General features: G+C 59.4%; 24 protein-coding genes. 8 read left to right on the top strand and 16 right to left on the bottom strand.

Annotated features, from left to right (window positions below):
* Positions 1-45 precede the first annotated feature (45 nt).
* The 3 genes from ACP8KU_RS04390 to rimP form a co-directional block, all read right to left on the bottom strand.
* The gene (locus tag ACP8KU_RS04390; RefSeq protein ID WP_005278765.1) at positions 46-408 is read right to left on the bottom strand and encodes a YlxR family protein; all 363 of its coding nucleotides are present in this window, start codon (positions 406-408) and stop codon (positions 46-48) included.
* Positions 409-492: 84 nt separating this feature from the next.
* Complete coding sequence (gene nusA / locus ACP8KU_RS04385) at positions 493-1,509, bottom strand: transcription termination factor NusA (RefSeq protein WP_284808591.1); 1,017 nt, start codon at positions 1,507-1,509, stop codon at positions 493-495.
* A 23-nt stretch (positions 1,510-1,532) separates the two neighbouring features.
* Positions 1,533-2,072 carry a ribosome maturation factor RimP gene (gene rimP, locus ACP8KU_RS04380; RefSeq protein WP_034658273.1) on the bottom strand — a complete coding sequence of 180 codons (540 nt, stop codon included), beginning with the start codon at positions 2,070-2,072 and terminating at the stop codon, positions 1,533-1,535.
* Positions 2,073-2,110: 38 nt separating this feature from the next.
* On the opposite strand from rimP, the gene ACP8KU_RS04375 reads away from it, so the two are divergent.
* Both ACP8KU_RS04375 and ACP8KU_RS04370 read left to right on the top strand, forming a co-directional pair.
* Complete coding sequence (locus ACP8KU_RS04375; RefSeq protein ID WP_484484048.1) at positions 2,111-2,959, top strand: DUF4439 domain-containing protein; 849 nt, start codon at positions 2,111-2,113, stop codon at positions 2,957-2,959.
* A gap of 177 nt (positions 2,960-3,136) precedes the next feature.
* Positions 3,137-3,466 (top strand): transglycosylase family protein, encoded by a 330-nt coding sequence (locus ACP8KU_RS04370; RefSeq protein WP_436969110.1) that lies wholly within the window; start codon positions 3,137-3,139, stop codon positions 3,464-3,466.
* 124 nt (positions 3,467-3,590) lie between these two features.
* On the opposite strand, the gene ACP8KU_RS04365 is transcribed toward ACP8KU_RS04370, so the two are convergent.
* Both ACP8KU_RS04365 and ACP8KU_RS04360 read right to left on the bottom strand, forming a co-directional pair.
* Positions 3,591-3,953 carry a DoxX family protein gene (locus ACP8KU_RS04365; protein WP_005283569.1) on the bottom strand — a complete coding sequence of 121 codons (363 nt, stop codon included), beginning with the start codon at positions 3,951-3,953 and terminating at the stop codon, positions 3,591-3,593.
* A gap of 59 nt (positions 3,954-4,012) precedes the next feature.
* Complete coding sequence (locus tag ACP8KU_RS04360; protein WP_484484047.1) at positions 4,013-5,782, bottom strand: proline--tRNA ligase; 1,770 nt, start codon at positions 5,780-5,782, stop codon at positions 4,013-4,015.
* 30 nt (positions 5,783-5,812) lie between these two features.
* Here ACP8KU_RS04360 and yaaA point away from each other — a divergent pair, with 30 nt between their 5' ends.
* On the top strand, positions 5,813-6,535 hold the full coding sequence (yaaA, locus tag ACP8KU_RS04355; protein ID WP_484484046.1) for a peroxide stress protein YaaA: 723 nt from the start codon (positions 5,813-5,815) through the stop codon (positions 6,533-6,535).
* A gap of 22 nt (positions 6,536-6,557) precedes the next feature.
* Here the strand turns inward: yaaA and ACP8KU_RS04350 are convergent, their stop codons facing one another.
* Genes ACP8KU_RS04350 through ACP8KU_RS04335 form a run of 4 tightly spaced genes read right to left on the bottom strand, consistent with a single transcriptional unit; the run spans position 6,558 to position 10,228 of the window.
* The gene (locus ACP8KU_RS04350; protein ID WP_484484045.1) at positions 6,558-7,295 is read right to left on the bottom strand and encodes an ABC transporter permease; all 738 of its coding nucleotides are present in this window, start codon (positions 7,293-7,295) and stop codon (positions 6,558-6,560) included.
* A gap of 38 nt (positions 7,296-7,333) precedes the next feature.
* Positions 7,334-8,233, bottom strand: coding sequence for an ABC transporter ATP-binding protein (locus ACP8KU_RS04345; protein ID WP_484484044.1), 900 nt, complete (start codon positions 8,231-8,233; stop codon positions 7,334-7,336).
* A 59-nt stretch (positions 8,234-8,292) separates the two neighbouring features.
* The gene (locus ACP8KU_RS04340) at positions 8,293-9,054 is read right to left on the bottom strand and encodes a response regulator (protein WP_484484043.1); all 762 of its coding nucleotides are present in this window, start codon (positions 9,052-9,054) and stop codon (positions 8,293-8,295) included.
* On the bottom strand, positions 9,047-10,228 hold the full coding sequence (locus ACP8KU_RS04335) for a sensor histidine kinase (RefSeq protein ID WP_484484042.1): 1,182 nt from the start codon (positions 10,226-10,228) through the stop codon (positions 9,047-9,049). The genes ACP8KU_RS04340 and ACP8KU_RS04335 overlap by 8 nt, the downstream gene beginning before the upstream one ends.
* A 66-nt stretch (positions 10,229-10,294) precedes the next feature.
* Between ACP8KU_RS04335 and ACP8KU_RS04330 the strand changes: the two genes are divergently transcribed.
* Both ACP8KU_RS04330 and ACP8KU_RS04325 read left to right on the top strand, forming a co-directional pair.
* The gene (locus tag ACP8KU_RS04330) at positions 10,295-11,119 is read left to right on the top strand and encodes a PhzF family phenazine biosynthesis protein (protein ID WP_484484041.1); all 825 of its coding nucleotides are present in this window, start codon (positions 10,295-10,297) and stop codon (positions 11,117-11,119) included.
* Between the two features lies 1 nt (position 11,120).
* Positions 11,121-12,476 carry a protein adenylyltransferase SelO gene (locus tag ACP8KU_RS04325; protein WP_484484040.1) on the top strand — a complete coding sequence of 452 codons (1,356 nt, stop codon included), beginning with the start codon at positions 11,121-11,123 and terminating at the stop codon, positions 12,474-12,476.
* Between the two features lie 108 nt (positions 12,477-12,584).
* Here the strand turns inward: ACP8KU_RS04325 and mqo are convergent, their stop codons facing one another.
* Positions 12,585-14,081: a malate dehydrogenase (quinone) gene (gene mqo, locus ACP8KU_RS04320; RefSeq protein WP_005278731.1), complete on the bottom strand. Its 1,497-nt coding sequence runs from the start codon at positions 14,079-14,081 to the stop codon at positions 12,585-12,587.
* A gap of 285 nt (positions 14,082-14,366) precedes the next feature.
* Between mqo and ACP8KU_RS04315 the strand changes: the two genes are divergently transcribed.
* Positions 14,367-15,413: an alpha/beta hydrolase gene (locus ACP8KU_RS04315; protein ID WP_484484039.1), complete on the top strand. Its 1,047-nt coding sequence runs from the start codon at positions 14,367-14,369 to the stop codon at positions 15,411-15,413.
* Positions 15,414-15,448: 35 nt separating this feature from the next.
* The gene (gene mtr / locus ACP8KU_RS04310) at positions 15,449-16,849 is read left to right on the top strand and encodes a mycothione reductase (protein ID WP_284636221.1); all 1,401 of its coding nucleotides are present in this window, start codon (positions 15,449-15,451) and stop codon (positions 16,847-16,849) included.
* Between the two features lie 120 nt (positions 16,850-16,969).
* Here the strand turns inward: mtr and map are convergent, their stop codons facing one another.
* From map to dxr, 5 genes are all read right to left on the bottom strand, one after another.
* Entirely contained in the window at positions 16,970-17,839 is an 870-nt protein-coding gene (gene map, locus ACP8KU_RS04305) for a type I methionyl aminopeptidase (protein WP_126319280.1), read from the bottom strand.
* A 65-nt stretch (positions 17,840-17,904) separates the two neighbouring features.
* Positions 17,905-19,755 carry a penicillin-binding transpeptidase domain-containing protein gene (locus ACP8KU_RS04300; RefSeq protein WP_484484038.1) on the bottom strand — a complete coding sequence of 617 codons (1,851 nt, stop codon included), beginning with the start codon at positions 19,753-19,755 and terminating at the stop codon, positions 17,905-17,907.
* A 93-nt stretch (positions 19,756-19,848) separates the two neighbouring features.
* Positions 19,849-21,012 carry a flavodoxin-dependent (E)-4-hydroxy-3-methylbut-2-enyl-diphosphate synthase gene (gene ispG, locus ACP8KU_RS04295; protein WP_023017313.1) on the bottom strand — a complete coding sequence of 388 codons (1,164 nt, stop codon included), beginning with the start codon at positions 21,010-21,012 and terminating at the stop codon, positions 19,849-19,851.
* Between the two features lie 177 nt (positions 21,013-21,189).
* Positions 21,190-22,398 carry a M50 family metallopeptidase gene (locus ACP8KU_RS04290; protein WP_284609135.1) on the bottom strand — a complete coding sequence of 403 codons (1,209 nt, stop codon included), beginning with the start codon at positions 22,396-22,398 and terminating at the stop codon, positions 21,190-21,192.
* A gap of 13 nt (positions 22,399-22,411) precedes the next feature.
* Positions 22,412-23,572, bottom strand: coding sequence for a 1-deoxy-D-xylulose-5-phosphate reductoisomerase (dxr, locus tag ACP8KU_RS04285; protein ID WP_484484037.1), 1,161 nt, complete (start codon positions 23,570-23,572; stop codon positions 22,412-22,414).
* Between the two features lie 140 nt (positions 23,573-23,712).
* On the opposite strand from dxr, the gene ACP8KU_RS04280 reads away from it, so the two are divergent.
* Positions 23,713-24,201 carry a DUF2631 domain-containing protein gene (locus ACP8KU_RS04280; protein ID WP_005283611.1) on the top strand — a complete coding sequence of 163 codons (489 nt, stop codon included), beginning with the start codon at positions 23,713-23,715 and terminating at the stop codon, positions 24,199-24,201.
* 181 nt (positions 24,202-24,382) lie between these two features.
* Here the strand turns inward: ACP8KU_RS04280 and rlmN are convergent, their stop codons facing one another.
* Positions 24,383-25,495 (bottom strand): dual-specificity RNA methyltransferase RlmN, encoded by a 1,113-nt coding sequence (gene rlmN, locus ACP8KU_RS04275; protein WP_284609133.1) that lies wholly within the window; start codon positions 25,493-25,495, stop codon positions 24,383-24,385.
* Positions 25,496-25,501 lie beyond the last annotated feature (6 nt).

The following is a 25,501-nucleotide window of genomic DNA, read 5'->3' as shown; positions in this document are numbered from 1 at the left end:
AACGTTCTGGACTTTCATCGCTGATGCTTCATCGTTGTGCGCTCATCAGTGTTCGGTCTTCCTTTTTAACTCTGGTGTGTACGAATCTTGTGCAGGTTGTTCCGCACACGGTACTTTTTCGCCCTGTACATTTTCGCACTGTGCTTCCAAGTACCTACGTACCTGACCTGTGTCCACGGATGCGGACGTGCGGAGCGCGCGCTTGAAAGCATGTTTGCGCTCAGCTAGCTCGAGTGCAGAAAGCGTGGGGCTAATCCATGCGCCGCGGCCGGGAAGCCGCCGGAATGGATCCGCCACCGCACGGCTGCCATGGGGATCATTGGCATCAATGACCACCCGCAGCAACTCCGTATCGGGCATGCGTTGACGCGTAGCGATGCAAGTACGAAGCCGTTGAGTCTGCGACATCGAACTCCTTAACTTTCGCTGCGTCTTCATGTCCCTTTCTGCATCTGGGCCGTTTACTAGCCTACGCTATATATCCGCAATTCCTTAATTCGCGTCCGCGTCTGAATGAATATCGATCTTCCATCCGGTCAAACGGGCGGCGAGCCGCGCGTTCTGGCCTTCCTTACCAATGGCAAGGGACAGCTGGTAGTCAGGGACGATGACGCGCGCCACCTGCTCCTCGCTATCGAGCACGGTCACCTTGATCACCTTCGAGGGGGCCAAAGCATTGCCCACATACACGGTGGGATCCTCGCTGTAATCGATGATGTCGATCTTTTCCCCACCCAGCTGGCGCATGATGTTATTCACGCGCTGGCCGCGCGGGCCGATGCACGCACCCTTGGCGTTCAGGCCCTTCGCGTGACCGATGACGGCGACCTTCGAGCGGTGCCCAGCTTCGCGGGCAATGGCGATCATTTCCACGCTGCCATCCGCAACTTCCGGAACTTCCAGTTCAAAAAGACCGCGCACCAGCTCCGGGTGGGTCCTGGACAAGTTGATCTGCACATTGGCGCCATTGCGGTTTACCCCCACCACATAAGCCTTGATGCGGTCACCGTGCTGCAGCTTTTCCCCGGGGATTTGTTCTGCGGGAAGCAGGATGCCGTCCTGCGATTCCAGTTCAGAGCCGAGCTGGACCACGACGATGCCGTGGGCATTGGCATGCGCATCGCGCTGGACGATGCCACTGACAACGCGCCCGCTAAGCTCCGAATAGGAATCAAAGGTGCGCTCGGCTTCGGCCTCGCGCAGCTTGCGCAAAATGGCTTCGCGTACGGCGCGTGCACCCACGCGGCCAAAGTTATCCGGGGTGTCATCGTATTCACTGGTTACTTCCCCGGTTTCGGGGTCACGCTCAGTAACGATGACGCTGACGGCACCGGTGGTGGTATCGATGTCTACCCGGGACTTGGTGCCTTCGGCCTTACCCTCCGCGGTGGATTCGCGGTAATCCAGGTAGGAATACAACAAGGCACTCGCAATCGCCTCCAACAGATCATTGACGGGGACCTGTCGTTCGGATTCGATAGTGCGAAGTGCCTCAAGATCAATATTCACTTGTCTGTCCTCTCGATTGCCGGTTAGCTCTCGGCTTCTGCAAATGGCTGGTGCACGGCGTCTAGCTCACGCTGTGATGGCTGTGCAAATTCAATTTCTACCACTGCGTGGGCAATGTTTTCCAATCGCTCCACTTCTGTATGCACCTCGTTTTTCTCAGAGGTGATAAGGACAACGGCATCTTCGGCCGCGTTGAGCGCACCGATGCGCGCGGTGTGGCTCTTGTCATCGCCGCGATTAAAGGTCACCTTCCGCCCCTGATTGCGGCGCCAGTGGCGCGGTGCGGTCAGCGGCAGATCCACGCCTGGGGTGGAGACCTCCAAGGTATATCCGGCGCCAAAATTCAGCTCACCCGTTTCCTCTTTCTCATCGAAGAAGGCCGAAATATCGTCGGAGACCTCTTCCAAGACATCGGAGCTAGGCCGCTTATCACCATCGATGCGGATGATGACCTGTGATTTCTTTCCCGCCTTGGTGGTTTTAATATCCTCCACATCGAGCCCGCGGGCTGCAAGGCGAGGTTGGAGCAAATCAGTTAATTGTTGTGCATCTGGGAAAGCCATGCCCACTAGCCTACGTCCTTCGAGGTACAGTCTTTTGGGTGAACCGCCGACGTATTGCTTTAACCTGTGTAGCCTCGACTGCCACCCTGCCCGCGCTCGCGGGTTGTTCCGCAGTCGATTCCGTCGTCGACTATTTTGGCCCGCGCCCAGAAGACGCACTCGAGCGCCTCGCCGTGGCCGCCGCGAGCGATGGACTCGCCCTCCAAGGGGTCGACGATGAAGCCGCGGATATGCGCAGCTCCCAGGCCGATGCGCTGTATGCGGAAATTGCGCGCCTCTGCGGCACCGATGACCAAGGCAATGTCCCGCACAGCTGTGAGGTGGAACGGCCCACGCAGGCACCTCCTGCCACAGATTCCTCCCAGGTGCTAGAGGAGGCGGCCTCTGCCACCACGGAAGCCGCTGATGAGGTCAGCTCTGAGTCACGGCCGATAGTTACCCAACAGGCCATCACGCTCAATGCCTGGCTGCCTGGCGATGCCCCCGATATCCCCACCCTTTCCCAGCCCGAACACGAGAGCGCTACTGATTTACTGAAGTGGGAATACGAGCAGGTCTTTGGCCTGGATTTCGCGCGGGCCTATAGCGCCCCTGCTGCCGAGGGGCGCATCGATAAGCTCTTAAGCCTCCATCACCACCGCATCGACCAGCTGCAGGAGGCGATTAGCCAAAACGGCGAGGTTCCACAGCCAGAGCCTGCCTATTCCTCCGGTGGAACAACGCTTCCCAGCGATGCGGATTCCGCTGCCGCATTCCTGGATACCTTGATGGAGCAGGACGCGGATATGTGGCACGCTGCCGCAGTGGCCGCGGCGCAAGAGGAAAGCCCAAACCAGGAGTGGCTGAACTGGCTTATCGGCATCGCCGCCGAATCCCAGGCAGCATAGCGCCCAGCGTTGCCTGATACCCCCAGCCTGAAGATTCACTGGCCGGCGGGCAGTGAAAAATCAGCGAGTTATAGGCCGATATTCATTGCTAATGCCTCCGGACCCTACGTAATTTGGTGGATTACGTGCTTGTTGGAGATTCCACGAGCCAAAACAATGAGAAGGAGTGCTTTCTCAATGCGTACTAAGAAGACCTTGCTCACTATGGCTGCAGCTACGTTGGGCATCGCGGGCATTGCCGCCCCTGCCGCCAACGCCGCCCCGGAAGGCGCGTGGGACCAGGTCGCCGCGTGCGAATCCGGCGGTGACTGGCACATCAACACCGGCAACGGCTACCACGGCGGACTGCAGTTCTCGCAGCAAACCTGGGCCGGTAGCGGCGGCACCCAGTACGCGCCCACCGCTGATCAAGCTACCAAGGAACAGCAGATTGAAATCGCTGAAAACGTCCTTGCCACCCAGGGAGCTGGCGCATGGCCTAATTGCGGCGGCCCCGTGGCCGGCTAATAGGCTTCCTGATACAGCGGTAGCGTGATGCCGCCTTGAGCGCGGCATCACGCAAGCAACCGACTCCCCCATTTTCCACTTGGGATCTATTTCCCGGGAAAAATGGGGAGTCGGTTTTTAGGTTTTATGCCCTACCCTGCGCGATCTTCCATGCGTAGCGAATCAACGGAATCTGCAGCGGCAGGCGAATGATGTGATACAGCTTCTTCGGCCATCGCGCATCGCGCTCGATCCAGGCGTGATACATATTCGCCGGCCACACCGCAAGAAATAGCGCCGCGGCGGACGCGCCGCCGGATTCACGGGTGGCGCGATCGGTGAGCAAATAACCGGTAGCTATCTCCCAGGCGCCGGAGGCGAAGTTATACAACCTCGGCGAGCCCGGCAGCTGCGGCGGCACAATGGATTCGAAGGTTTTGGCGCGCAGGAAATGCAGCGTGCCCATCGTGATAAGGGCTGTGGGGAGCACGTTTTTATTAAGTCTCATGCTTCCCACGCTACCCTGCCGGTGCTTATAGGCGCCGGGCTTTAGCGCGGTGATTTAAGCTAGGCCCGCACCAACTCGAGGAGTTTGTCCACGATCTCATCCGCAGGTACCTCCAGCGTTTCTTGGCCGCGGATGCGCAGCTCGATGATGCCGTCTTTGAAGGCGCGGCCCACGATGGCCACAAACGGCATGCCGAGTAGCTCTGCGTCCTTGAACTTCACGCCCGGGGAGACCTTGGGGCGGTCATCGAAAAGCACCTCAAGGCCCGCCTGGGATAGCTCTTCTACCAGCTTATCGCCGGCCTCCATGGCCGCGGCATCCTTATTCGCCACCGCGACGTGCACCTGATACGGCGCCACCGCCACCGGCCAATTCAGGCCCTTATCATCATGGCGTTGTTCTGCCAGCACGGCCAGCATGCGGGAGATGCCGATGCCATAAGAGCCCATCGTGGGGATGGCGCGCTTGCCGTTTTCATCGAGGATTTGCACGTCAAAGGCCTCGGTGTACTTGCGGCCCAACTGGAAGATATGACCCAGTTCGATGCCGCGCTGCAAGGCCAAGGTGCCCTGGTTATCCGGTGCGGGATCGCCCTCTTTCACCTCTGCTGCTTCCACGAACTCATCGACGTGGAAATCGCGGCCGGCCACGCAGCCCACGACGTAGCAGTTTTGCGCATCCGCGCCGGTGATCCAGGAAGAGCCCTTGACCACGCGGGGATCGGCAAAGACCTTCACGCCATTGGAGTTCAGCGCGCGCGGGCCCACAAAGCCCTGCTCCAAGAAATCGTATTGCGCAAAAATCTTATCGCTGGCCAGGGTGAACTCTGCCGGTTCCAAGGCCACCTCGAGGCGCTTGGGATCCAATTCGCGGTCGCCCGGAATCAACACGGCCGCCAATTCCTTCTTCTCTGCAGATTCCTCTAGCGCCGGGTGGGTTACCTCCACCATGACGCATTTAAGGATATCGGCGGCCCGGACCTCATGGCCGTCGACGGCGATGTCCTCGGTCTTCGCCCAGTGCACAAGCGCTTCAATGGTGGCGGCATCCGGGGTACGGTACTCCTTCGCCGCGGGCTGGCCCGCAATATCTTTTTCTGGGGGCGCTTGGGTCACGACCGCCTCTACATTGGCCGCATAATCGCCCTCGGTGGAGCGCACGAAGAGGTCTTCGCCCACCTCAGAAAGCGCCAAGAACTCCTCGGAGGCGGACCCGCCCATCGCGCCAGAGGTGGCCTTACAAATGGCGTAATCGATTTCCAAGCGGTCAAAAACATTCTGATATGCCTTGCGGTGGCGGGCATAGGAGGAATCAAGCCCCTCATCGTTCATATCGAAGGAGTAGGAATCCTTCATCACGAACTCGCGCCCGCGCAGCACCCCGGCGCGGGGTCGTTCCTCATCGCGGTACTTCGTCTGAATCTGATACAAGGTGACTGGGAAATCCTTGTACGAGGAGTACATGTCCTTTACGGCGTTGGCGAACATTTCCTCGTGTGTTGGCCCGAGCAGCAAGTCGGCATTCTTGCGGTCCTGCAGGCGGAATAGGTTGGGGCCGTATTCCACCCACCGGTTGGTCTTTTCATAGGGCTCGCGCGGCAGCAGGGCCGGGAAAAGCATTTCTTGCCCGCCAATGGCATCCATTTCTTGGCGTACTACGTCTTCGATCTTGCGCAGGGTGCGCAGACCCAACGGCAGCCAGGTGTAGATGCCCGGCGCGACGCGGCGCACATAACCGGCACGCACCAGCAGCTTGTGGCTGGGGACCTCGGCATCGGCTGGGTCCTCACGAAGGGTGCGGAGAAATAGTTCAGAAAGGCGGGTAATCATGGTCAAAATATACATCGCTACCCTAGCTATATGCTCATTGTCCTCCCTCCTTCAGAAACCAAGGCCCATGGCGGCACCGGAAAGCCGCTTGATTTTGCCAACCTATCTTTTCCAGAACTTACCGATACGCGGCGCGAAATAGCCGCTGAGCTGCAGTCTCTTCCCATTGATGAGGCGATGGTGGCGCTGAAGCTCTCGGAGAAGCTGCGCGGTGAGGCCGAATCCAATAGTCAGCTTTTTACCACCCCCACCATGCCAGCGGTGGAGCGCTATACTGGTGTGCTTTTTGATGCACTTTCGGCGTCCACCCTTCCCTCGTGGAGCCGCCTTGCTATTGGCGATGCCCTCTTCGGCCTCCTGCGCGCGGACGACCCCATCCCTCATTACCGCTTATCGGGCGGTTCCAAGCTGGGAGGTCGCACCATGAAGTCTTTTTGGGGCAAGCAGATAACGCAGGCGCTAGAAAACATCGACGAGCTGGTTGTGGATCTCCGCTCGGGCACCTACCAGCAATTGGGCCGGCTGCCTTCGGCGGTGACGGTGCGGGTAGAAAGCGTGCAACCAGATGGCTCGCGCAAGGTGGTCAGCCACTTTAACAAGCACTACAAGGGCCTGCTGGTCCGGGAGCTGGCGCTTTCGCCTGCCGATGCCTTCAGCGCCGCCGATGTCGCCGCTATCGCCCGCGCGGCCGGCATGACGGTAGAGGAACCACCGCACGGCTCACGGGAACTTACCCTCGTCGTATCCCCGTAACGCGCGAGCGCCTGCGGGGAGCCTAGACCACGGCGCGGCGGCGCTGGACGGCTGCGGCCCCGCCGAGGACCGCTACCACCATGGCCAAGACAATGACGCCGGATGCCCATTGCGGGGCCATAAGGCCGAAGGTGTCTTGGCCTTGGAAGAAGGTGCGCAGGTTGGCATCGGGCAAAATCTGCAGGATGTATTTGGCCCAGCCCATATCCATTGAAGTCAGCACGCTTTCGATGACGAAGTACTCAATAATGAGCAGCATGGCTGCAAAGGTGCCGCTGCGCAGGATATATGCCAGGCCTGTAGCCAGCAGGGTATAGACGATGTATTCCACGAAGGTGAAAAGGAACACCGCATTATCCGGGTAGTGCACGAAGCTAGAGAAGTCATACGAGCTGCCGAGCGCAGCGTTAAATAACATTCCGAGTATGCCCGCCAGGGCCGCCGCGGCGACGTTGGCCACGGTGATGACGAGTATTTGGCTCGAGAGCACCTGTAAACGCCGGTTGGTAGATAGGTAGCTCCAGGCGACGGTGCCTTTTTGTAGGTCTCCGCCGACGAGCGTGGCCGAATAAAAGATCATGATGACCACGGCGAAGATGGCGCCGATGGCTAGGTCGGAGGATTGGAGGGCGCTGTCGTCAGTGCGGATAGCTCTCATCAGCACGTTGGCGGCTGTTAGGCCAACGGTGATGATAGCGAGGTAGACCCACGTTGAGCGCAGGGAAAATATCTTGCGGGATTCAGAAACGATGGTGTTCATGGCTCGTACTCTGCCTTTCGATAACGGATAACGGGGGGTTATGCGGAGCGGTAATCCAGGTGGTCTGCGGTAGCACCGAGGAAGGCGTCTTCCAAGGAGGGGTGCTTGACCTCAAGGCTGCTGATGCGGATGCGGTGGTCAAAGCACAATTGGCCGACCTCGTCGCGGTCTAAGCCGGTAATGCGCAGCACTTCCCCATCAAAGGAGGTCTCCGCCTGCGAATCGTGCAGCAGGCGGGCCAGCTTTTCTGGCTGGTCCACCACGACCTCCACGGTGGTAGCACCGGAGGCATTGACGAATTCTTCTACCGTTCCTTCACCAACGAGCTTGCCCTTGCCGATGACCACCAGGCGGTCCGCCGTGAGCTGCATTTCTGAGAGCAGGTGGGACGACACCAGCACGGCGCATCCCCCAGCGGCGAATTCCCGGATGCGGTCGCGCATCCAGTGCACGCCTTCAGGGTCCAGGCCGTTGACGGGTTCATCGAGAAGCAAGTGCTTCGGTTGTCCCATCATGGCGCAGGCGAGGCCGAGGCGCTGCTTCATGCCAAGGGAATAGCTCCCAATGCGCTTTTTCGCCACTTTGCCGAGCCCGACGCGCTCCAGGGTGTCATCAACGTGGTCCATCGATACTCCCTGGAGTACTGCCATATAGCCCAAGTGCGCGCGGGCGCTGCGGCCGGGGTGGAACCAATTGGCATCAAGCAAGGTGCCCACCGTGGAGGCGGGATCGGGTAGTTCGCGGAATGGGGTGCCATCGAATGTGGCGGTGCCGGAGGTGGGATTTTCTAGACCGACGCACATGCGCATCGTGGTGGATTTACCGGAACCATTGGGCCCTAAGAACCCGGTGACTTGGCCATCGGGAACCTCGAAGGAAAGGTTGTCTACTGCTGTAAAGGAACCGTACTTCTTGGAAAGCTGTGTGACTGTGAGCATGGTTTTATCGTGTCGCTTTCCCGGCGCGAAGTAACCATCCTCGAGGCGGATTTAGCCGTTCATCCCTGGGGATGAGAAAGCAGTTCTTCCACGGTGACCACGCCATGGGTATAGGCATACAGCACGGCCTGGACGCGGTCGCGGGACCCAGTCTTGGTCAGCACGTGGCGCACGTGGGTCTTGACCGTTGCCATGGAGACAAACTCCTCTTCGGATATTTCGGTATTCGAATACCCCAGCGCCATGAGCCTTAAAATATCCATCTCGCGCGGGGTAAGTTCCGCGGACGGCGGGGCCGTAGCGGTGGTGGCGCCTGGCTGTGCAGCCGCGGCGGTGTGCGAAGCCGAGTGCGCCTTCCTACTGTCCCCACCCTCCTCGCTGCGGACTTGTTGGAGCACCTGGGCGGTAATGCGCGGCGAAAGCACGGCCTCACCCGAGTGCACGGTGCGAATGGCTGAGAGCAGCTCCTCAGGCTCGACGTCTTTGAGCAAAAATCCGGATGCTCCTGCAGAGATTGCACCGTGGACAAAGTTGTGATCATCAAAGGTAGTCAGCATGATGACCTTGGTCTCCGGGAATTCAGGGAGAACTTCCTCCGTGGCCGCAATGCCGTTAACCCGCGCCATTTGCACGTCCATGAGGATGATATCGACGGGCTCTTGCCGGGCTAGGTCCAGTACCTCATCGCCATCGGAGGCCTGCCAGGCCACGCTCATATCCTCCTGCGAGCCGATCAGCATGGCGAACCCGACGCGCAGGAGCGGTTGGTCATCGACAAGCGCAATGCGAATGGGCTCAGGTTCCTGTTCCGGATTAGACATGCGGTACCTCCACGGTGATTGCAAACGTTCCATCCTCGGCCTTGGTGGACACACTGCCACCATAGGCCTTTACGCGCTCTTTCATCCCAATGAGCCCATAGCCTGGACTGTGGTCCTCGTCAGGCTGTGCCATGGGGTTGTGTCCCTCGATAACAAGCGCCGACCTATCGCTGCGAAAGCGCAGGGTTCCCCTATTTTGGCTGGAGTATTTGAGCATATTGGTCAGCATCTCCTGCACGATGCGGTAGATGGTGAATTGGTAGAGCTCATCGCTATCGGCGGGTAGCTTTTCCATGCCGTAGACGGTGATATCGAAGCCGGCGCGCCGGGCTTCCGAAAATAGACCGGCGATGTCTGAGGTGCCTGGGGCCTTGGTTTCCCCGCGCGCGTCCTCTTCGCGCAAGACGGAGAGCAGGCTGCGCATCTGTTTTAAGGACTCGCGTGAGGTAGAGGCGATGGTTTCGAGCGCCTCCGTGGCTACGGTGGGGTCTTTGGCGGCGGCGAATCGGGCGCCATCGGCAAGCGCAATGACCCCGGCGAGATTGTGGGCGACAATATCGTGCATCTCGCGGGCGATGCGATTGCGCTCCACGGCGCCGGCCATCTCCGCGCGCTCGATGAGCAGCTGTTGGCCCTCCCGGCGCTTCCGGTTATTGGTGCCGAGCAGGTAGAAAAAGCCGAGGACCGGCCAGCCGAGCAGGACCGTGCCAGCATAGACAAGCAGCGGGCTCATGGTCGCATCGCCCAAGCCGATATCGCTGCCCGCGAAGACCTTTTCCCCAAATAGGCTTGCGGTGGTTCCCGCCAGCGAGCCCAGGGCAATCCAGGCAAGCCAGATATAGCGCAAGCGCTTGCGCGAGTGCGTGCCGATGAGAAAAGCCGTGTAGGCGAAAATCGGGGCGTGGAAGTTCTCCAGGGAGGCCAAGGGCGTGAAAATGCACAGCGTCATGGTGCCGGCGATGAAGAAAATGGACTTTTCTTGCAGCTTGGGATGCAGCCACAGCGCCAGCGGGATGCCGACGGTGTACAAGACCGCTACGATGGCCTGGAAGGGTGAATCGGTGTGCAAAAAGTTCGCGGCATTGGGCAAGAGCACGCCGAAGAACACGGGGATGATAATTCGCCACGGCGGGCCAATCCAGTCGCGCAGACGATCCGGCCAAAGCTTAGACATAAGGGCAAGGCTAGCGCAGAAGCCAGCCGGCCGGCCTCATCCCCAGGGCTGACTACACTGGCGGGCATGTACCTCCAGTTCTTTGAAGTCGATGTCTTTGCCACCTCGGCGTTTTCCGGTAACCCGCTCGCCGTCGTGGCCCATGCCGATGGGCTCTCGAGACAGCAGATGCAGGCCATCGCGCACTGGACCAATTTTTCTGAAACCACGTTCTTGCTCGAGCCCACCGATCCCGCGGCGGACTATCGCCTGCGCATTTTTACCCCGCACGAGGAATTTGATTTCGCCGGCCACCCCACCCTGGGCAGCGCCGCCGTCTGGCGGGCGCTCGGCAATGAACCGCAGAAGGAAGGCACCATAGTGCAAGAATGCGGGGTGGGATCGGTCTCTGTGCGCGAAAGCGAGGGCATTTATTCTTTTGCCACCCCGCCCCTGCGCGCTAGCGGGCCGCTAAGCAGTGCTGAGATTGCGGAGGCCTGCGCGGGATTGAATATTTCGGTAGCAGATGTCATAGATTCCGCCTGGGTGGATAATGGGCCCGGCTGGCGGCTTATACAGCTGCGCGATGCCGCGGCCGTGCGCGCGATTCAACCCGCCGCCACTCGCCCCAAGGTGGGCGTGGTGGGCATGCTGGATACCACCGCGGGTAGGGATTCCGCTGCCTATGAAGTGCGCGCATTTACCGCAGAATTCGAGGATCCTGTCACCGGTTCCTTCAACGGCGGTGCCGCGCAATTCATGCGCTCGCGAGGCCTCGTCCCCGCCCGCTACACCGCCTGCCAGGGCAGCCAACTGGGAAGAGACGGCGAGGTCTTTATTCACGATGACGGCACCGATATTTGGGTCGGCGGCCGCGTCCACATCCGCGTGCAAGGACAATTGGAGGTCTAAAATGCACCTACACCACGACTATGCAAAGCACCTGCCGGACTTAGTGTCGGCAACGCACGGCGAAGAGCAGCCGGATCCACAGCTCGTGGTCCTCAATGAGGAGCTAGCAGTGCAGCTGGGCCTGGATACTGACTGGCTGCGCTCCGCAGAGGGCCTGGATTTCCTCTTGGGCCGCGACGGCGGGCATGCCATGGCCTATTCCGGCTTCCAATTCGGTTCCTTCAACCCACAGATGGGCGATGGCCGGGCCATGCTCTTGGGCGAGGTGGAAAAAGACGGAAAACTGTGGGATCTCCACGCCAAGGGCACGGGGCTTACCCCCTATTCCCGCCTGGGTGCTGATGGCCGCGGCACCCTTTCATCCATGCTGCGCGAATACTTGGTTTCTGAGGCCATGCATGCCCTCGGCGTGCCCACCACGCGCTCCCTCGCCGTGATTTCCACCGGCCGGCCCATCCAGCGCGGCCACGTGCAGCCGGCGGGCGTCCTGGTCCGCGTGGCGGCCAGCCACATCCGGGTCGGTACTTTTCACTATGCCGCGCAGTCCGGGCACCTCCAGGCTCTCGCGGACTACGCCATCGCGCGCCACTATCCTGGGGCAGACTACCGGGAGTTCTTCCAGGGCGTTATGGACCGCCAGATAGCCACCGTGTCTTCATGGATGCGCTTGGGCTTTATCCACGGGGTGATGAATACGGATAACACCACCATCTCCGGCGAAACCATTGATTATGGCCCGTGCGCCTTTATGGAGTCCTACTCTCCCGATACGGTGTTTTCCAGCATTGACCAGCAGGGACGCTATGCCTTTGGCAATCAACCAGCTATCCTGGGCTGGAACCTCGCCCGGCTCGCGGAATCGCTGGTGCCGCTTTTCGATGCCGATATCAATGCCGGGGTCGACTTCGCGCAAGAGACCATCAATGGGTTCCAGGAGAAATTCGCCACCCAGCGCCGCAGCGATATAGCCGCGGCCCTCGATACCTCTACCGAGGTCACCTCCGCCTATCTTACTGCGATGCAGCTATCCCGCCCGGATATTACGCTGGCGCACCGCGCGCTTGCCAATGCCGCCCGCGGCCACACCCTTCCTGCCCGAGAGCTCTTCCCAGATTCAAACTTCCTAGATAGCTACCTAGCCACTCACCCCGCCCCGGCTGCCGTGGATGCTGCCATGCCCCGGGTCATTCCCCGCAACATGGCCGTCGAAGCCGCGCTGCGCGCCGCCGAGGCCGGCGATATTAAGCCCTTTACTGAGCTGCTCCACGCCGTGACCCACCCGTGGCAGCCGCATCCGTCCTACGAACAGCCCGATCCGAATGGGCTTGCAGGTTTTCTCACCTACTGCGGTACCTAAATTGCTTGCGACCCCGAATTCAGGGATTGCGCAGCACAAAGCCCTCCACACAGTAGGTTCTGCACGGAGGGCTTGCAGCCGAGGACTTAGCCCCAAGCCGAAGGCGTTTTAGCGCTCCAGCTTCAGCGTCTTCTGGGTGTATTCCCACATCTCGTTGTAGAAGTCCTCATCATTGGCCAGCTTCATGCCGTAGGACGGGACCATCTCGCGAATCTTATCGCTCCAGTCAATCATGCGCTCGCCAAAGCAACGCTCCAGTAGCTCCAGCATGACGGCTGGGGCAATGGAAGCACCCGGGGAGGCACCGAGCAGGCCGGCAATATTGCCTTCCTGGTTATTGACCAGTGCGGTACCAAACTCGAGGGAGCCAAAGCGCGGTGCACCAGCAGGCTTGATGACCTGTACGCGCTGGCCGGCAATCACGGTCTCCCAGTCGCTTTCCTTCGCATTTGGTACGTATTCGCGGAGGGAATCAACGCGGTCGGAGAAGTCCTTGCGCACCTCATCGATGAGGTACTTGGTCAGGCCGAATTCCTGTACCGCAACGCCCAGGTAGGAGGTGATATTATCCGGGCGGATGGACTTGAAAAGATCCAGGTAGGAACCCTTCTTCAAGAACTTCGGGCTCCAGCCGCCGTACGGGCCAAACAGCAGGCCTTTCTCGCCGTCGATAACGCGGGTATCCAGGTGCGGCACGGACATCGGAGGAGCACCGACTGCTGCCTTACCGTAAACCTTGGCCTGGTGCTGCTCAATGAGCTCCGGGTTCTTGGCGCGCAGCCACAGACCGGAAATGGGGAATCCGGCGTAGCCAGCTACTTCCTTCACCTTTGCCTTGCGGAGCAGATCCAGGGCGTAGCCGCCGGCACCGACGAAGACGAACTTCGCCTTCACCACGGTGATATCGCCGGTGTGCTTATTTTTGGAATAGACCTTCCAGTCATTTCCGTCGCGGTCGATATCGAAGACCTCGTGGCCGTAGCGGATCTCCGTTCCAGATGCGCGCGCCGCGGTCAGGAACTGCTTGGCCAGGGCGCCGAAGTTCACGTCGGTGCCGACTTCGGTCCAAGAGATAGCGACCTTATTGGAAAAGTCGCGGCCGTCCGCCATGAGCGGCAGCTTCTCCGCAAAGGTGGATTCATCATCAGAGAACTGCATGCCGGGGAACATGTGCTTTTCGCTCAGTACCTCGTAGCGGCGCTTCAGGTAGTCCGCCTGGATTTCGCCTTGGGCGAAGGAGACGTGCGGGACTGGGTTGATGAACTCACTAGGTTCAGTCAGGATGCCGTTGTTGAGCTGGTGGGACCAGAACTGGCGCGACTTCTGGAACTTCTCGTTAGTTGCAATCGCCTTAGAGATATCGATGCGGCCGTTCTTTTCTGGCGTGTAGTTGAGCTCGCACAGGGCGGAGTGACCGGTACCGGCGTTATTCCACGGAGAGGAGGATTCCAGGGCGGGGCCATCAAGGCGCTCAAAGATCATCTGGGTCCAGCTCGGCTCCAACTCGCGGAGCATAGCGCCCAGGGTGGCGCTCATGATGCCGGCACCGACCAGTGCGACATCGACCTCATCTACAACTTGTGCTGTCTTCTTTGCTGAGGACACTGTGTTATAACCTCTTCGAATTGAAAATTTATATACATCGGCGCATTCTGCACCATATATTTTAAGCGCTTTGCGCCCCACACCGCGACTGTTGTGCACAGCCAACCTGCCGATGTGTCACGCATTAACGCCTTACCTTACGCTTTTCTTTCCTCGATTGGTTTTTCTCCCCCACCCTGGTCACCACAATATGGGGCGACCTGTTATACACTTCATATTTCGCCGAAATAATGGCAGGTCACGCAGCTACCGTAGCGACGACCAACTGTTGACTAGACTCGTGTCATGGCTACAGCAACTCCGTCATGGGGGCCCGATATCCTCGGCCCCGATTTTCAATCAGCCACCCTCAACCTCGGCCCCGATCCTGATGGCGAGGGCGACGTTGTCACCACCCTCGTCCGCTATGCACCAGGCTCGGCTGCAGGCTCCACGGATTCGGGCCCCGCCGATTCTTCTTCACCTTCTGCCACTTCCCGCCCGGCCTTGGTATGGCTGCACGGGATGACTGACTACTTCTTCCACACGCACGTCGCACAGCACTTCGCGGCACAAGGCTATGACTTTTACGCGGTCGATCTCCGCAAATGCGGCCGCTCGCACCGCCCGGGCCAAGCCTGGCACTACGTTTCGGACTTGTCCTTATATAACGTGGATCTTTCCGCAGCCCTCGATGCCATTACAAACGACGAAGTAATCGTTATCGCCCACTCCACCGGTGGCCTGATTGCGCCGCTGTGGATGGACTTTCTACGCCGCCATGACGCGGAGCGCTTCTCCCGCCTGAAAGGCCTCATCCTCAATAGCCCCTGGCTGGACATGATGGGCGTTCCCGGCTGGGCCGTATCAGCGCTGAAGCCGGCGATATATTCCACCGCCAAGATCGCACCCAAGATCGCCTTGCCTGGCGGCAACCTGACCGCCTATGGCGAATCGGTGCACAGTGACTTCTACGGCGAGTGGGACTACAACCTCAGCCTGAAACCATTAGCCGGGCATAAGAAATATATAGGCTGGCTGGCCGCCGTCTTCCACGGTTTCGACGCCATTCACAGCGGCCACATTAATGCCGGGGTCCCCGTATTGACGCTGCAATCTACCCGCTCGCTATTGGGAACGCCCTACTGCGATGCGGTCAATCATGCCGATTGCATCATCGATGTCGCACAGACCCGACGGTGGGCAAAAGAGCTCAATGCGCACTACACGCTGCGTTCCATCGAAGGTGCGCGCCACGATGTCTTTTTATCCCTCTCCGGCCCCCTAGCGGAGGCGTTCGCAGCGTGCGATGCCTGGCTTCCCACCATCGTGGAAGCGCCCACACCAGCATAAATACCCGAATTGGACACATGGATTAAGGTATTGATATGACCACAATTGATACAGCAAATACTCCGGCCGCTGAGGAACACTACGACCTCATCATCATCGGCACCGGTTCCGGCAACTCCATTGCCAACCGCGATTTTCACGATAAGAAAATTGCCATTATTGAAAAGGGCCGCTTCGGTGGCACCTGCCTGAATGTTGGCTGCATCCCCACCAAGATGTACGTCTACGCAGCCGATGTCGCCCTCGCCGCCCGCGAAGGCGAGCGCCTTGGCATTGATGCCCAGGTCAACGACGTGGAGTGGAACTCCATTGTGGAGCGCGTCTTCCACAACCGCATTGACCAGATCGCCCAAAGCGGCGAGGACTACCGTCGCGGCGACAAGACCCCGAATATCACCGTCTACGACGAGCACGCTCGCTTCGTCGGCCCTAAGACCATCCAGACCGGCGATCACGTCATCAGCGCCGATCAGATCGTTGTTGCTACCGGCTCCCGCCCGGTAATCCCTGAGGTCTACGCCAATTCCGGTGTGAAGTACTACACCAACGAAGACATCATGCGGATGGACCGCCAACCAGAAAGCCTGATCATCGTCGGCGGCGGCTATATCGCCATGGAATTTGCCCACGTCTTCGATGGCCTCGGCACCAAGGTCACCGTGGTCAACCGCAGCGAGACCCTGCTGCGCCACCTCGATTCCGATATCTCCTCGCGCTTCAACGAAATTGCCCGCGAGCGTTTCGAGGTGCGAATTGCTAACGGCACCAAGCTGGAAGAAACCGACAAGGGCGTAAAGCTGGAGCTCGATAATGGCGAGAGCCTCGAAGCAGACGCCATCCTGGTAGCCACCGGCCGCAAACCGAATGGCGATCTCATGGATGTGGACAAGGCCGGCATCAAGCTGCTGGACAATGGCCGCATTTCCACCGATGCGCATGGCCTTACCGATGCAGAAGGCGTCTGGGCGCTTGGCGATGTCTCTTCGCCCTACATGCTCAAGCACGTCGCCAACGCTGAAGCTCGCACCATCCAGCACAACCTGCTCCACCCGGAGGATCTGCAGGAGCTTCCGCACGACAACGTTCCTGCCGCCATCTTCACCCACCCGCAGATTGCATCTGTGGGCTTGAAGGAAGAAGAAGCGCGGGAGCAGGGCTTCGATATCACCGTGAAGATTCAAAACTTCGGCGACGTGGCCTACGGCTGGGCCATGGAAGATACCACCGGTATTTGCAAGCTGATTGCGGACCGCAAGACGGGCCAGCTCTTGGGCGCCCACCTAATGGGCCCGCAGGCCTCCACCCTGATCCAGCAGCTGATTACCGTAATGGCCTACGAGATCGACCTGCGCGACTTTGCCCGCAAGCAGTACTGGATCCACCCAGCCCTGCCAGAGGTCGTAGAAAACGCCCTCTTGGGCCTCGAGTGGGACTAAGGCACCGTAGCTAAGGCTCCATAGCAAAAGCCGCCTCCCTGGCCACGCGCTAAGATTCATGCGCGGCGGTTAAGGAGGCGGCTTTCGCCGTGTCTAGGCCTTGAAGAAAGGCCCTAGCGATTAATCCTCATCTGGGATGGTCAGGATTTCATTGCCATCCTCGGTGATGACCAAGGTGTGCTCGAACTGGGCGGTGAACTTGCCATCACGGTTTTGCACGGTCCAGTCATCGTCCCAAATATCGTAATCCAGCGAACCAAGATTGATCATCGGCTCCACCGTCAAGGTCATGCCTGGTTCCAAGATATCGCGGTACGTGGTGGAATCGTGATGCAAGACCACCAGCCCATTGTGGAAGGTGGGTCCTACGCCGTGGCCGGTGAAATCGCGCACGACGTTATAACCAAAGCGCTTGGCATATGACTCGATGACGCGGCCGATAACGTTGATCTCGCGGCCAGGCTTTGCGGCCTTAATGCCGCGCATCGTGGCTTCTTTGGTGCGCTCTACTAAAAGGCGGTGCTCCTCTGATACGTCACCTGCCAAGAAGGTGGCGTTATTATCGCCGTGCACGCCGTTTTTATAAGCGGTGACATCGATATTGACGATGTCGCCTTCTTCAATCACGGTGGTATCCGGAATGCCGTGGCAGACAATTTCATTCAGCGAAACACAGCTGCCCTTGGGAAATCCCCGGTATCCCAAGGTAGATGGGTACGCACCGTGGTCACACATATACTCGTGCGCCACGCGGTCGACCTCATCCGTCGTCACGCCAGGCTTTACGGCCTTGCCGGCTTCCTTCAGCGCGTTGGCCGCGATCTTGCAGGCCTCCCGCATCTTCTCAATCACTTCGGGGGACTGCACAAAAGGCTCACCGATGGCCTCTTGTACCTCGTCTTTCCACACATATTCCGGGCGTTCGATATCTTCTGGTACCGGCCGGATGGGGGTTGGTTTACCTGGCTTCAATTTTCCACGAGTACTCATAATTGCCCATGGTAGTCCTCATACCGGCTCACGCAGTATCGGGGTGGCCAGTCAGTGTCCGCTGCTTACTCGACCTTGGGGGCCGGGCCATCATTGGGGCGCGAGCGGTAATCATCCAGCTTCCGCAGGAAGTTATCGGTAATAGCTACCGAGGATTCGGAGCCGCCGCCCAATACGATGAGCGTGGCAAAGGCGATATCGTCTTCTTCCCGGTAGCCGGTAAACCACGCGTGCGAGCCTTCATTGATCTCGGCCTCACCAGTCTTGCCGTAAATCGTTCCGCCCGCCTGCATCCCACGGGCGGTACCGCTGGTGACCACCTGGCGCATCATGCCGCGCACGTTATTCAGCACGTCTTCTGGGATCGGCTCCGACTTATCCGAGGCTTTGGTTTCGCGGCCCTCAATAAGGGTGGGCGTTGGAGTCTTTCCCGCCGCCACAGAGGCCGAAACCATAGCCATGCCGAACGGGCTGGCGAGGTCGTAGCCCTGACCGTAGCCGGCCTCGGTGCGCTCCAAAACTTCCTTGCCCTCCGGAATCGAGCCGGTCGTGGTGGTCAGCCCAGGGATTTCATAATCCACCCCGAAGCCAAACTTTTTGCCAGTTTCCTTCAATTCACCGGGTGCCAGCTTGGTGGAAATATCGGCGAAGGTGGTGTTGCACGATTGCGCGAAGGCCTGGCTTAGCGGCACATTGCCGAGCGAAAACGCGTTGTAGTTGGTCACCACCCGGCCATAAATATCCATCGTACCAGGGCACGGAACGATGGTATCCGTGGTCAGGTTTTGTTTTTCTACACCCGCAGCGGCGGTAAGGATCTTGAAAACCGAGCCGGGTGGGTATTGGCCTTGCAAGGCGACGTCGCCGTCCTCGTCCGCCTTTTCGGTCTGTGCTACGGCCAAGATATCACCGTTGGAAGGCCGGATGGCAACCAGCATGGCCTGGGCGTCCGAGCGCTGATTCACCGCTTCTTGGGCCGCGCGTTGGACGTCATAATCCAAGCCCACCTTGATTGAGGGGGCGGCCTCGGGGGCATGCTTTTCGACATCGGAAAGCGCTGCACCGTTCTCATTGACGACGGCGATGGACCAGCCGGTCTCGCCGTCGAGCTCGTCATTGACGGCCGAGCGCACGCGCGATAAGAGATCGGGCGCAAGACCACGGTCCCGGGTCACCAACGCGGGCTCTTCATTAATGCGGACGCCGTCCATCCCCTCCAGCTTGGCGCGGATGACGGACTCCTGCTCTTCTGTATAAAGCCCCACCGAATAGGCAGACTCTGCCTTTTCAAGCTTTTCGGCGAGCTCCTTGGCGTCTACCTCCGCGATCGAAGAGTCCTCGCGGTGCGCCGCAGCTAGGGCGCTGCTGACCTTGGAGGCCGTGGGGCGGACATCGGAAAGCGAGCTCGTATCCACGATGACGCGGTAGTTCAGCCCGGGGCTCATCAGCTCCACCCCGTTGGAGGAGACGACGCTAGCGCGCGTGGCTTCCAAGGCGCGCAGCTCCAAATGCTGGTGCGCACCCAGGTCCGGGTGAATAATGCTGGGCTTCCACCGCACTGTCCACTCATCTTCGGCCTTGGTCAAGGTCATCTGCGTGGTATAGCTCAGGCTGCGATCCTTGGGCAAATCCCAGGTGACCTTATAATCTGCTGTGGCCACGGTTTCGTCCTGTTTTACCCCCTCGAGCTCAATGTCGAGGCCCTCTGCCTGCAAGCCGGAATAAGTAGCATCGAGGGCCTGCGTGGCATCATCGGGGGAATCCGTAAGCTCTGCCAAGCCCTCGTTATTTCGGCTCTCCATGCCTTCAATGAACTCTTCTGCCACCGGCTCGGCGGATACGGGCTTAGGGGTGCAAGCAACCACACCAGTTGCGCTAAGCGAGACCGTAGCAACCAGTGCGAATAACTTCTTCATGCTTTGGCACATTAGCAGCGCACGCAGCAAAAAAGACTGCCCCACACCGAGGTGCAGGGCAGTCTATTAATAATTAGCGTAGAGGCGCGCGGCTTACTGCGTCACGCGGACATCGGCCTTAGCGCCGTCCACGGCTTCGAGGCCTTCCTCATCCGCAATGCGCATTGCCTCTTCGATGAGGGTTTCCACGATTTTGTCCTCCGGCACGGTGCGCACCACTTCGCCCTTGACGAAGATCTGACCCTTTCCGTTACCGGATGCCACGCCCAAGTCTGCGTCGCGGGCCTCGCCCGGCCCGTTAACGACGCAACCCATGACGGCAACGCGGATGGGAAATTCCATGCCCTCGAGGCCGGCGGTAACTTCTTCCGCCAGCTTGTACACGTCCACCTGCGCGCGGCCACACGACGGGCAGGAGACGATTTCCAGCTTGCGCGGGCGCAAGTTGAAGGACTGCAGAATCTGGTCTCCCACCTTGACCTCTTCTTCCGGCGGGGCGGAGAGCGAAACGCGAATCGTATCGCCGATGCCTTCTGCCAAAAGGGCGCCAAAGGCAACGGAGGACTTAATGGTGCCCATGAACTTCGGGCCGGCTTCCGTCACGCCCAAGTGCAGCGGGTAATCGGTCTGCGCGGCCAGCTGGCGGTAGGCCTCCACCATGAGTACGGGGTCAGAGTGCTTGACGGAAATGGCGATATCGCCAAAGCCGTGCTCCTCAAACAGGCTAGCTTCCCACATAGCGGACTCGACGAGTGCCTCTGGGGTGGCCTTGCCGTACTTTTCCAGCAGGCGCTTATCCAGTGAACCGCCATTGACGCCGATGCGGATGGGGATCCCCGCATCGCCCGCGGCCTTCGCTACTTCCTTAACGCGACCATCGAACTCACGGATATTGCCTGGGTTGACGCGAATCGCCGCGCAGCCGGCATCGATGGCTTGGAAGATGTACTTGGGCTGGAAGTGGATATCCGCGATGACCGGGATCGGGGATTTCTTGGCGATGGTCGGCAGAGCCTCCGCATCCACCGGCTTAGGGCAGGCCACGCGCACGATATCGCAGCCAGAGGCAGTAAGCTGTGCGATTTGCTGCAGGGTGCCGTTGATGTCGTGGGTCTTGGTATTAGTCATCGACTGCACCGAAATTGGGTAGTCAGAACCAACGCCCACCGGGCCTACGTGCAATTGCCGCGTCTTCCGGCGCGGGTGCAATACTGGCGGAGGCCCGTCAGGAATTCCTAGACCGATAGGACTAGACATGAATGCTCCTTATTTCTAGCTCGTGGCTCGTTGCTAAACGTTATTGCACAATAAGTGTTGAACGTCCCCACTCTAGCACTAGATGGTTAAGCGCTAAAGTTCCCGCTCGCGCTGCAAATGTGCACTATACGCTGAGCTCTCCACCCACTCCCCGCGGCGGGCGCGGGAAGGGCAAACCTAGCCAAATAGCCTGATCGGGTTAACCACATCCGCGATGATGATCACGACGCCAAGCCCCATGAGCAGGGCCGCCATGACATAGGTGATGGGCATTAGCCTGGTGTAATCGGCAGGACCCAGCGGCTGCTTGCCCATCAGCTTGCGGATGCCATCGCGGATCTTCTCATACAAGATGACCGCGATATGGCCGCCGTCAAAGGGCGGCAGCGGAATGAGGTTAAACAGGGCGAGGAAGAAGTTCAGCGTTGCCAGCATCATGAAGAACGATGCCCACAGGGAGCGCTCCACGAGTTCGCCGCCAACCCGCGATGCACCGACGACGGACATCGGCCCATTGACATCCCGCTCGTGGCCAAAGATGGAGGCCACCACTCCCGGTACCTTAGCGGGGAATTGTTTGATTCCTTCCACCGTGGCCTCGAGCGAATACGTGGTGAAATGCCAGGTTGCAGGCAACGCTTCCGTTGCTGAATACTTCTCGACGATGTCGAGGACCTCATTGCTCAGCCCGATCGAACCGGCATCGACCAATTCGCCCTGTTGATTCAGGCGCTTGACCGTTTCCAGTTCGATGGAGAAATCTTTTTCCTCACCACCGCGCTCTACGGTAAGCGTCACGGTCTCGCCAGGGCGCTGCATAACCTCATCGCGCAATTGCGTAAAGGAATCTAGGTGCTCGCCATCGAGCGCGAGAATGATATCGCCTTCCTGGACACCGGCCTTACCAGCGGGCCCGTTCCCGGTGCACGATTCCAGCTCCTGGTTTTCTGTTTGGTCAGCGGTGCAGGTTACCTCCCCCACCCGCGGGCGCACATCGGCATCTGGGTTGGGAAGTCCCGCAGTCATCGCCACGAAATACAAGATGACAAAGCCGAGGATCAGGTTGACGCCAATACCGCCTGCAAGGACGATGATGCGCTGCCACCATGGCTTTTTATACATTGCATAGGGCTTTTCTTCCTCCGTGAGGAATTCATCCTGCGCGGTCATTCCGGCGATATCGCAAAATCCACCCACCGGGAACGCGGCAAGGCCGTATTCGGTATGCCCCTTGCGGAAGGAGAAAACGCGCGGGCCAAAGCCAATGAAATACCGGCGCACCCGCATGCCAAAGGCGCGGGCAGTAAACATATGCCCCGCCTCATGGAGTGCCACGGTCAGCCCGATGCCAAGGGCGAAAAACACTATGCCCAGCAAATTTGCCATTAAAGAAAGCTTTCTAGTCAGCTAAACGGTCAATGCGCGCATTCGCACGCCTGCGAGCCTCGCCTTCTACGGCGAGGATTTCATCGAGGGTAGAGACTACACCAGCAAACTGGGAAGACTCCCCGAGGATCTCGCCTACAACATCAACAATCTCTGGGAAGTGGATGCGACCGGATAAAAAGGCCGCGGCGGCCTCTTCATTGGCCGCGTTATAAATCACGCCGGTGCCCTGTGCCGCGGCCTCGCGGGCGAGGGATATGGCGGGAAAAGAGACATCGTCAAGCGGCTCAAAATTCCACGCATGCGCTTGGGAAAAATCAAGTGCTGGCTGCGCGCCTGGCACACGCTGGGGCCAATTCAGCGCTAGGGAGATGGGCAGCTTCATCGACGGCGGCGAGGCCTGGGCGATGGTGCAGCCGTCCTTAAAAGTGGCCATCGAGTGAATGACCGACTGCGGGTGAACCGTGACATCGATGCGCTCTGGCTCAATATCAAAAAGCAGCGTGGCCTCAATGAGCTCGAGCCCCTTATTAATTAAGGTGGCGGAATTCAGCGTATTCATCTGCCCCATGGACCATGTAGGGTGCTGCGCGGCTTGCTGCGGGGTAACGTCCCACATCTGCTCACGCGTTTGGCCGCGGAAGGGACCGCCCGAGGCCGTGAGGACGAGCTTGGCCAGCTCGCCTTCTTCGCCCGCGCGCAGGCATTGCGCCATCGCAGAGTGCTCCGAATCCACGGGGATGATCTGGCCTGGCCGCGCGGATTTCGTGACCAAAGTGCCGCCGGCAACCAAGGACTCCTTATTCGCTAGTGCGAGGTACTCGCCCATGTCCAGCGTGGCTAAAGTGGCCTTAAGCCCGAGGGAGCCCACTAGGGCATTGAGCACGGTATCGGCGGGAACCGAGCGCACCAGCTCTTCTGCAGCACCTTCACCAGAAAGTACCGTGCCGCCTAAAGCCGCAGAAACCTCCGCAGCCGCCGCAGGCTGGGCAACGGCGATGTGGTCAAACGAAAGGTGGAAGCTACGGGCCTGGTCAATGATCTGCTGCGGGTTAGAGCCGCCCGCGGCAATGCCCACGACCTCGAATTTATCGGGGTTATCCGCAATTACTTCTAATGCTTGCGTGCCAATAGAGCCGGTGGAGCCAAGGATAAGGATTCGCTGAGTAGTCACCCCTCTACCCTAGCGGTCATTTACCGCGCCCTGCTATGGGGTGGAGCCGGTCAAGCAGGCGGGGGTGTTTAATCGCCTTTGCAGCCACGATGTTTTAAAATAGGTGTCAGTCAAATGGCATTGGTGTGCCCCCTCGATTAATGGACACACGCGATAGCGAAGGAGAGCAAGTGTCTTCCCACAAGCCGGTACCGCAGGTTTATGACGGTGTTTCTACCGAAGATGTTCCATCCGCAGGCTTCGGTTGGTCCCGCATCAGCCGCTCTGGTGTGCAAATCGCGGGTTGGATCTCCGTGATCTTCATGATTGGTTTCAACTTTGGTAACCACAAGGGCCACGTGGAGACCGTCTGGCTCGTCGCCCTGACCGTCCTGTTGGTTGTGGGCCTGCTCATCTTCACCTTCGAGCCGAAGCTCAACCAGGTGCGCACCATCACCTCTAATAACAAGCCGGCCGACCACCAGGAGCGCGACTGGATTTATGACCAGAAGACCGTTTCTGGCGCCTACACCGAGTTGACCGACTCCCAGCTGCGCGCGTTGAATATCGAGCCTTCCCGCGTAGCCCACCTGCGCGTTGACTCCGCGTCCGACGCTGCCGAGGTAAGCTCCGGCAAGCACGCGCTGTAATCCTAGCTACGGAAAACCGCCGAGCCTCCTTATTGCGAGGGGCTCGGCGGTTTCGTGGTTTTACTGGGTGCATAACTGTACTGCGTTTGGCTGGGCCGCGTGTGTAAACGCGGCATGCACCAACGAGAAAACCACCTAAGCACTTATTCAAAAATGCTTAGGTGGCTGTGACAACGGGCTCTTAGGCCGACATGTCTTCTCGTTCATCGGCGGCAAGCTGGCCACATGCTGCCGCGATTTCATCGCCCTTGGTATCGCGCACGGTGCACGGCACTCCCTGCGCCTGGACGCGGCGCACGAATTCATTAAGCCGCGCCTTGGGAGCTGCATCCCATTCCGAGCCCGGCGTCGGGTTGAGCGGGATCACGTTGACGTGCACCTTGGAGCCGAGCTTCTGGTGCAGCTTGCGGCCCAGCATATCGGCGCGGAAATCCTGGTCATTCTTATCCCGGATAAGGGCGTACTCGATAGACACGCGGCGGGCGGATTTATCGGCGTAGTAACGCGCAGCATCGAGGACCTCATCGACGGACCAGCGGTTATTTACCGGAACCAGGCTATCGCGCAGCTCATCATCCGGGGTGTGCAGCGACACCGCAAGCGTGCAGGCAAGGTCTTCGTCCGCGAGCTTGCGGATGGCAGGTGCCAAGCCCACGGTGGATACGGTCACGTTGCGCTGCGAGAGCCCAAAGCCCGTTCCATCTTGGCCGGTAATCTGGTGCACCGCCTGGACCACGCGCTTGTAGTTTGCCAGCGGCTCGCCCATGCCCATGAAGACCACATTGGACAAGCGCCCGCCTTCGGCCGCCATCGCCGCGGCTGCGTGGCGGAACTGCTCGACGATTTCGCCGGTAGAAAGGTTGCGGTCTAGTCCGCCCTGGCCGGTAGCACAGAACGGGCAGGCCATTCCGCAGCCGGCCTGGGAAGAAATGCACAAGGTAGCGCGGCCGGGATAGCGCATCAGGACGGACTCCAATAGGGTGCCGTCGTGCAAGCGCCACAGGGACTTGGTGGTTTCCCCATCGTCGGTAGAAGTCGTACGAATAGGCTTCATGAGCTCAGGGAAGAAGGCCTCCTTGACCTCCTCGCGCTTGCCGGCGGGGATATCCGTCATCTCTTCGACGTCGTCGGTGAGATGCTCATAGTAGTGCTTGGCAATTTGCTTAGCACGGAATTTAGGTAGGCCAATTTCTGCGAGCTTATCGATGCGCTCGCTTTCAGAGAGATCCGCAAAGTGCTTGGGTGGCAGACCGCGCCGCGGCGCGGAAAAGTTAAGTTTTACTGGTTGAGCCATAATAAC

This window comes from Corynebacterium sp. LaCa_282 (genome assembly GCF_057198125.1).
The sequence above is the reverse complement of the archived record's forward strand: the minus strand, read 5'-3'. Positions and strand labels throughout refer to the sequence as shown.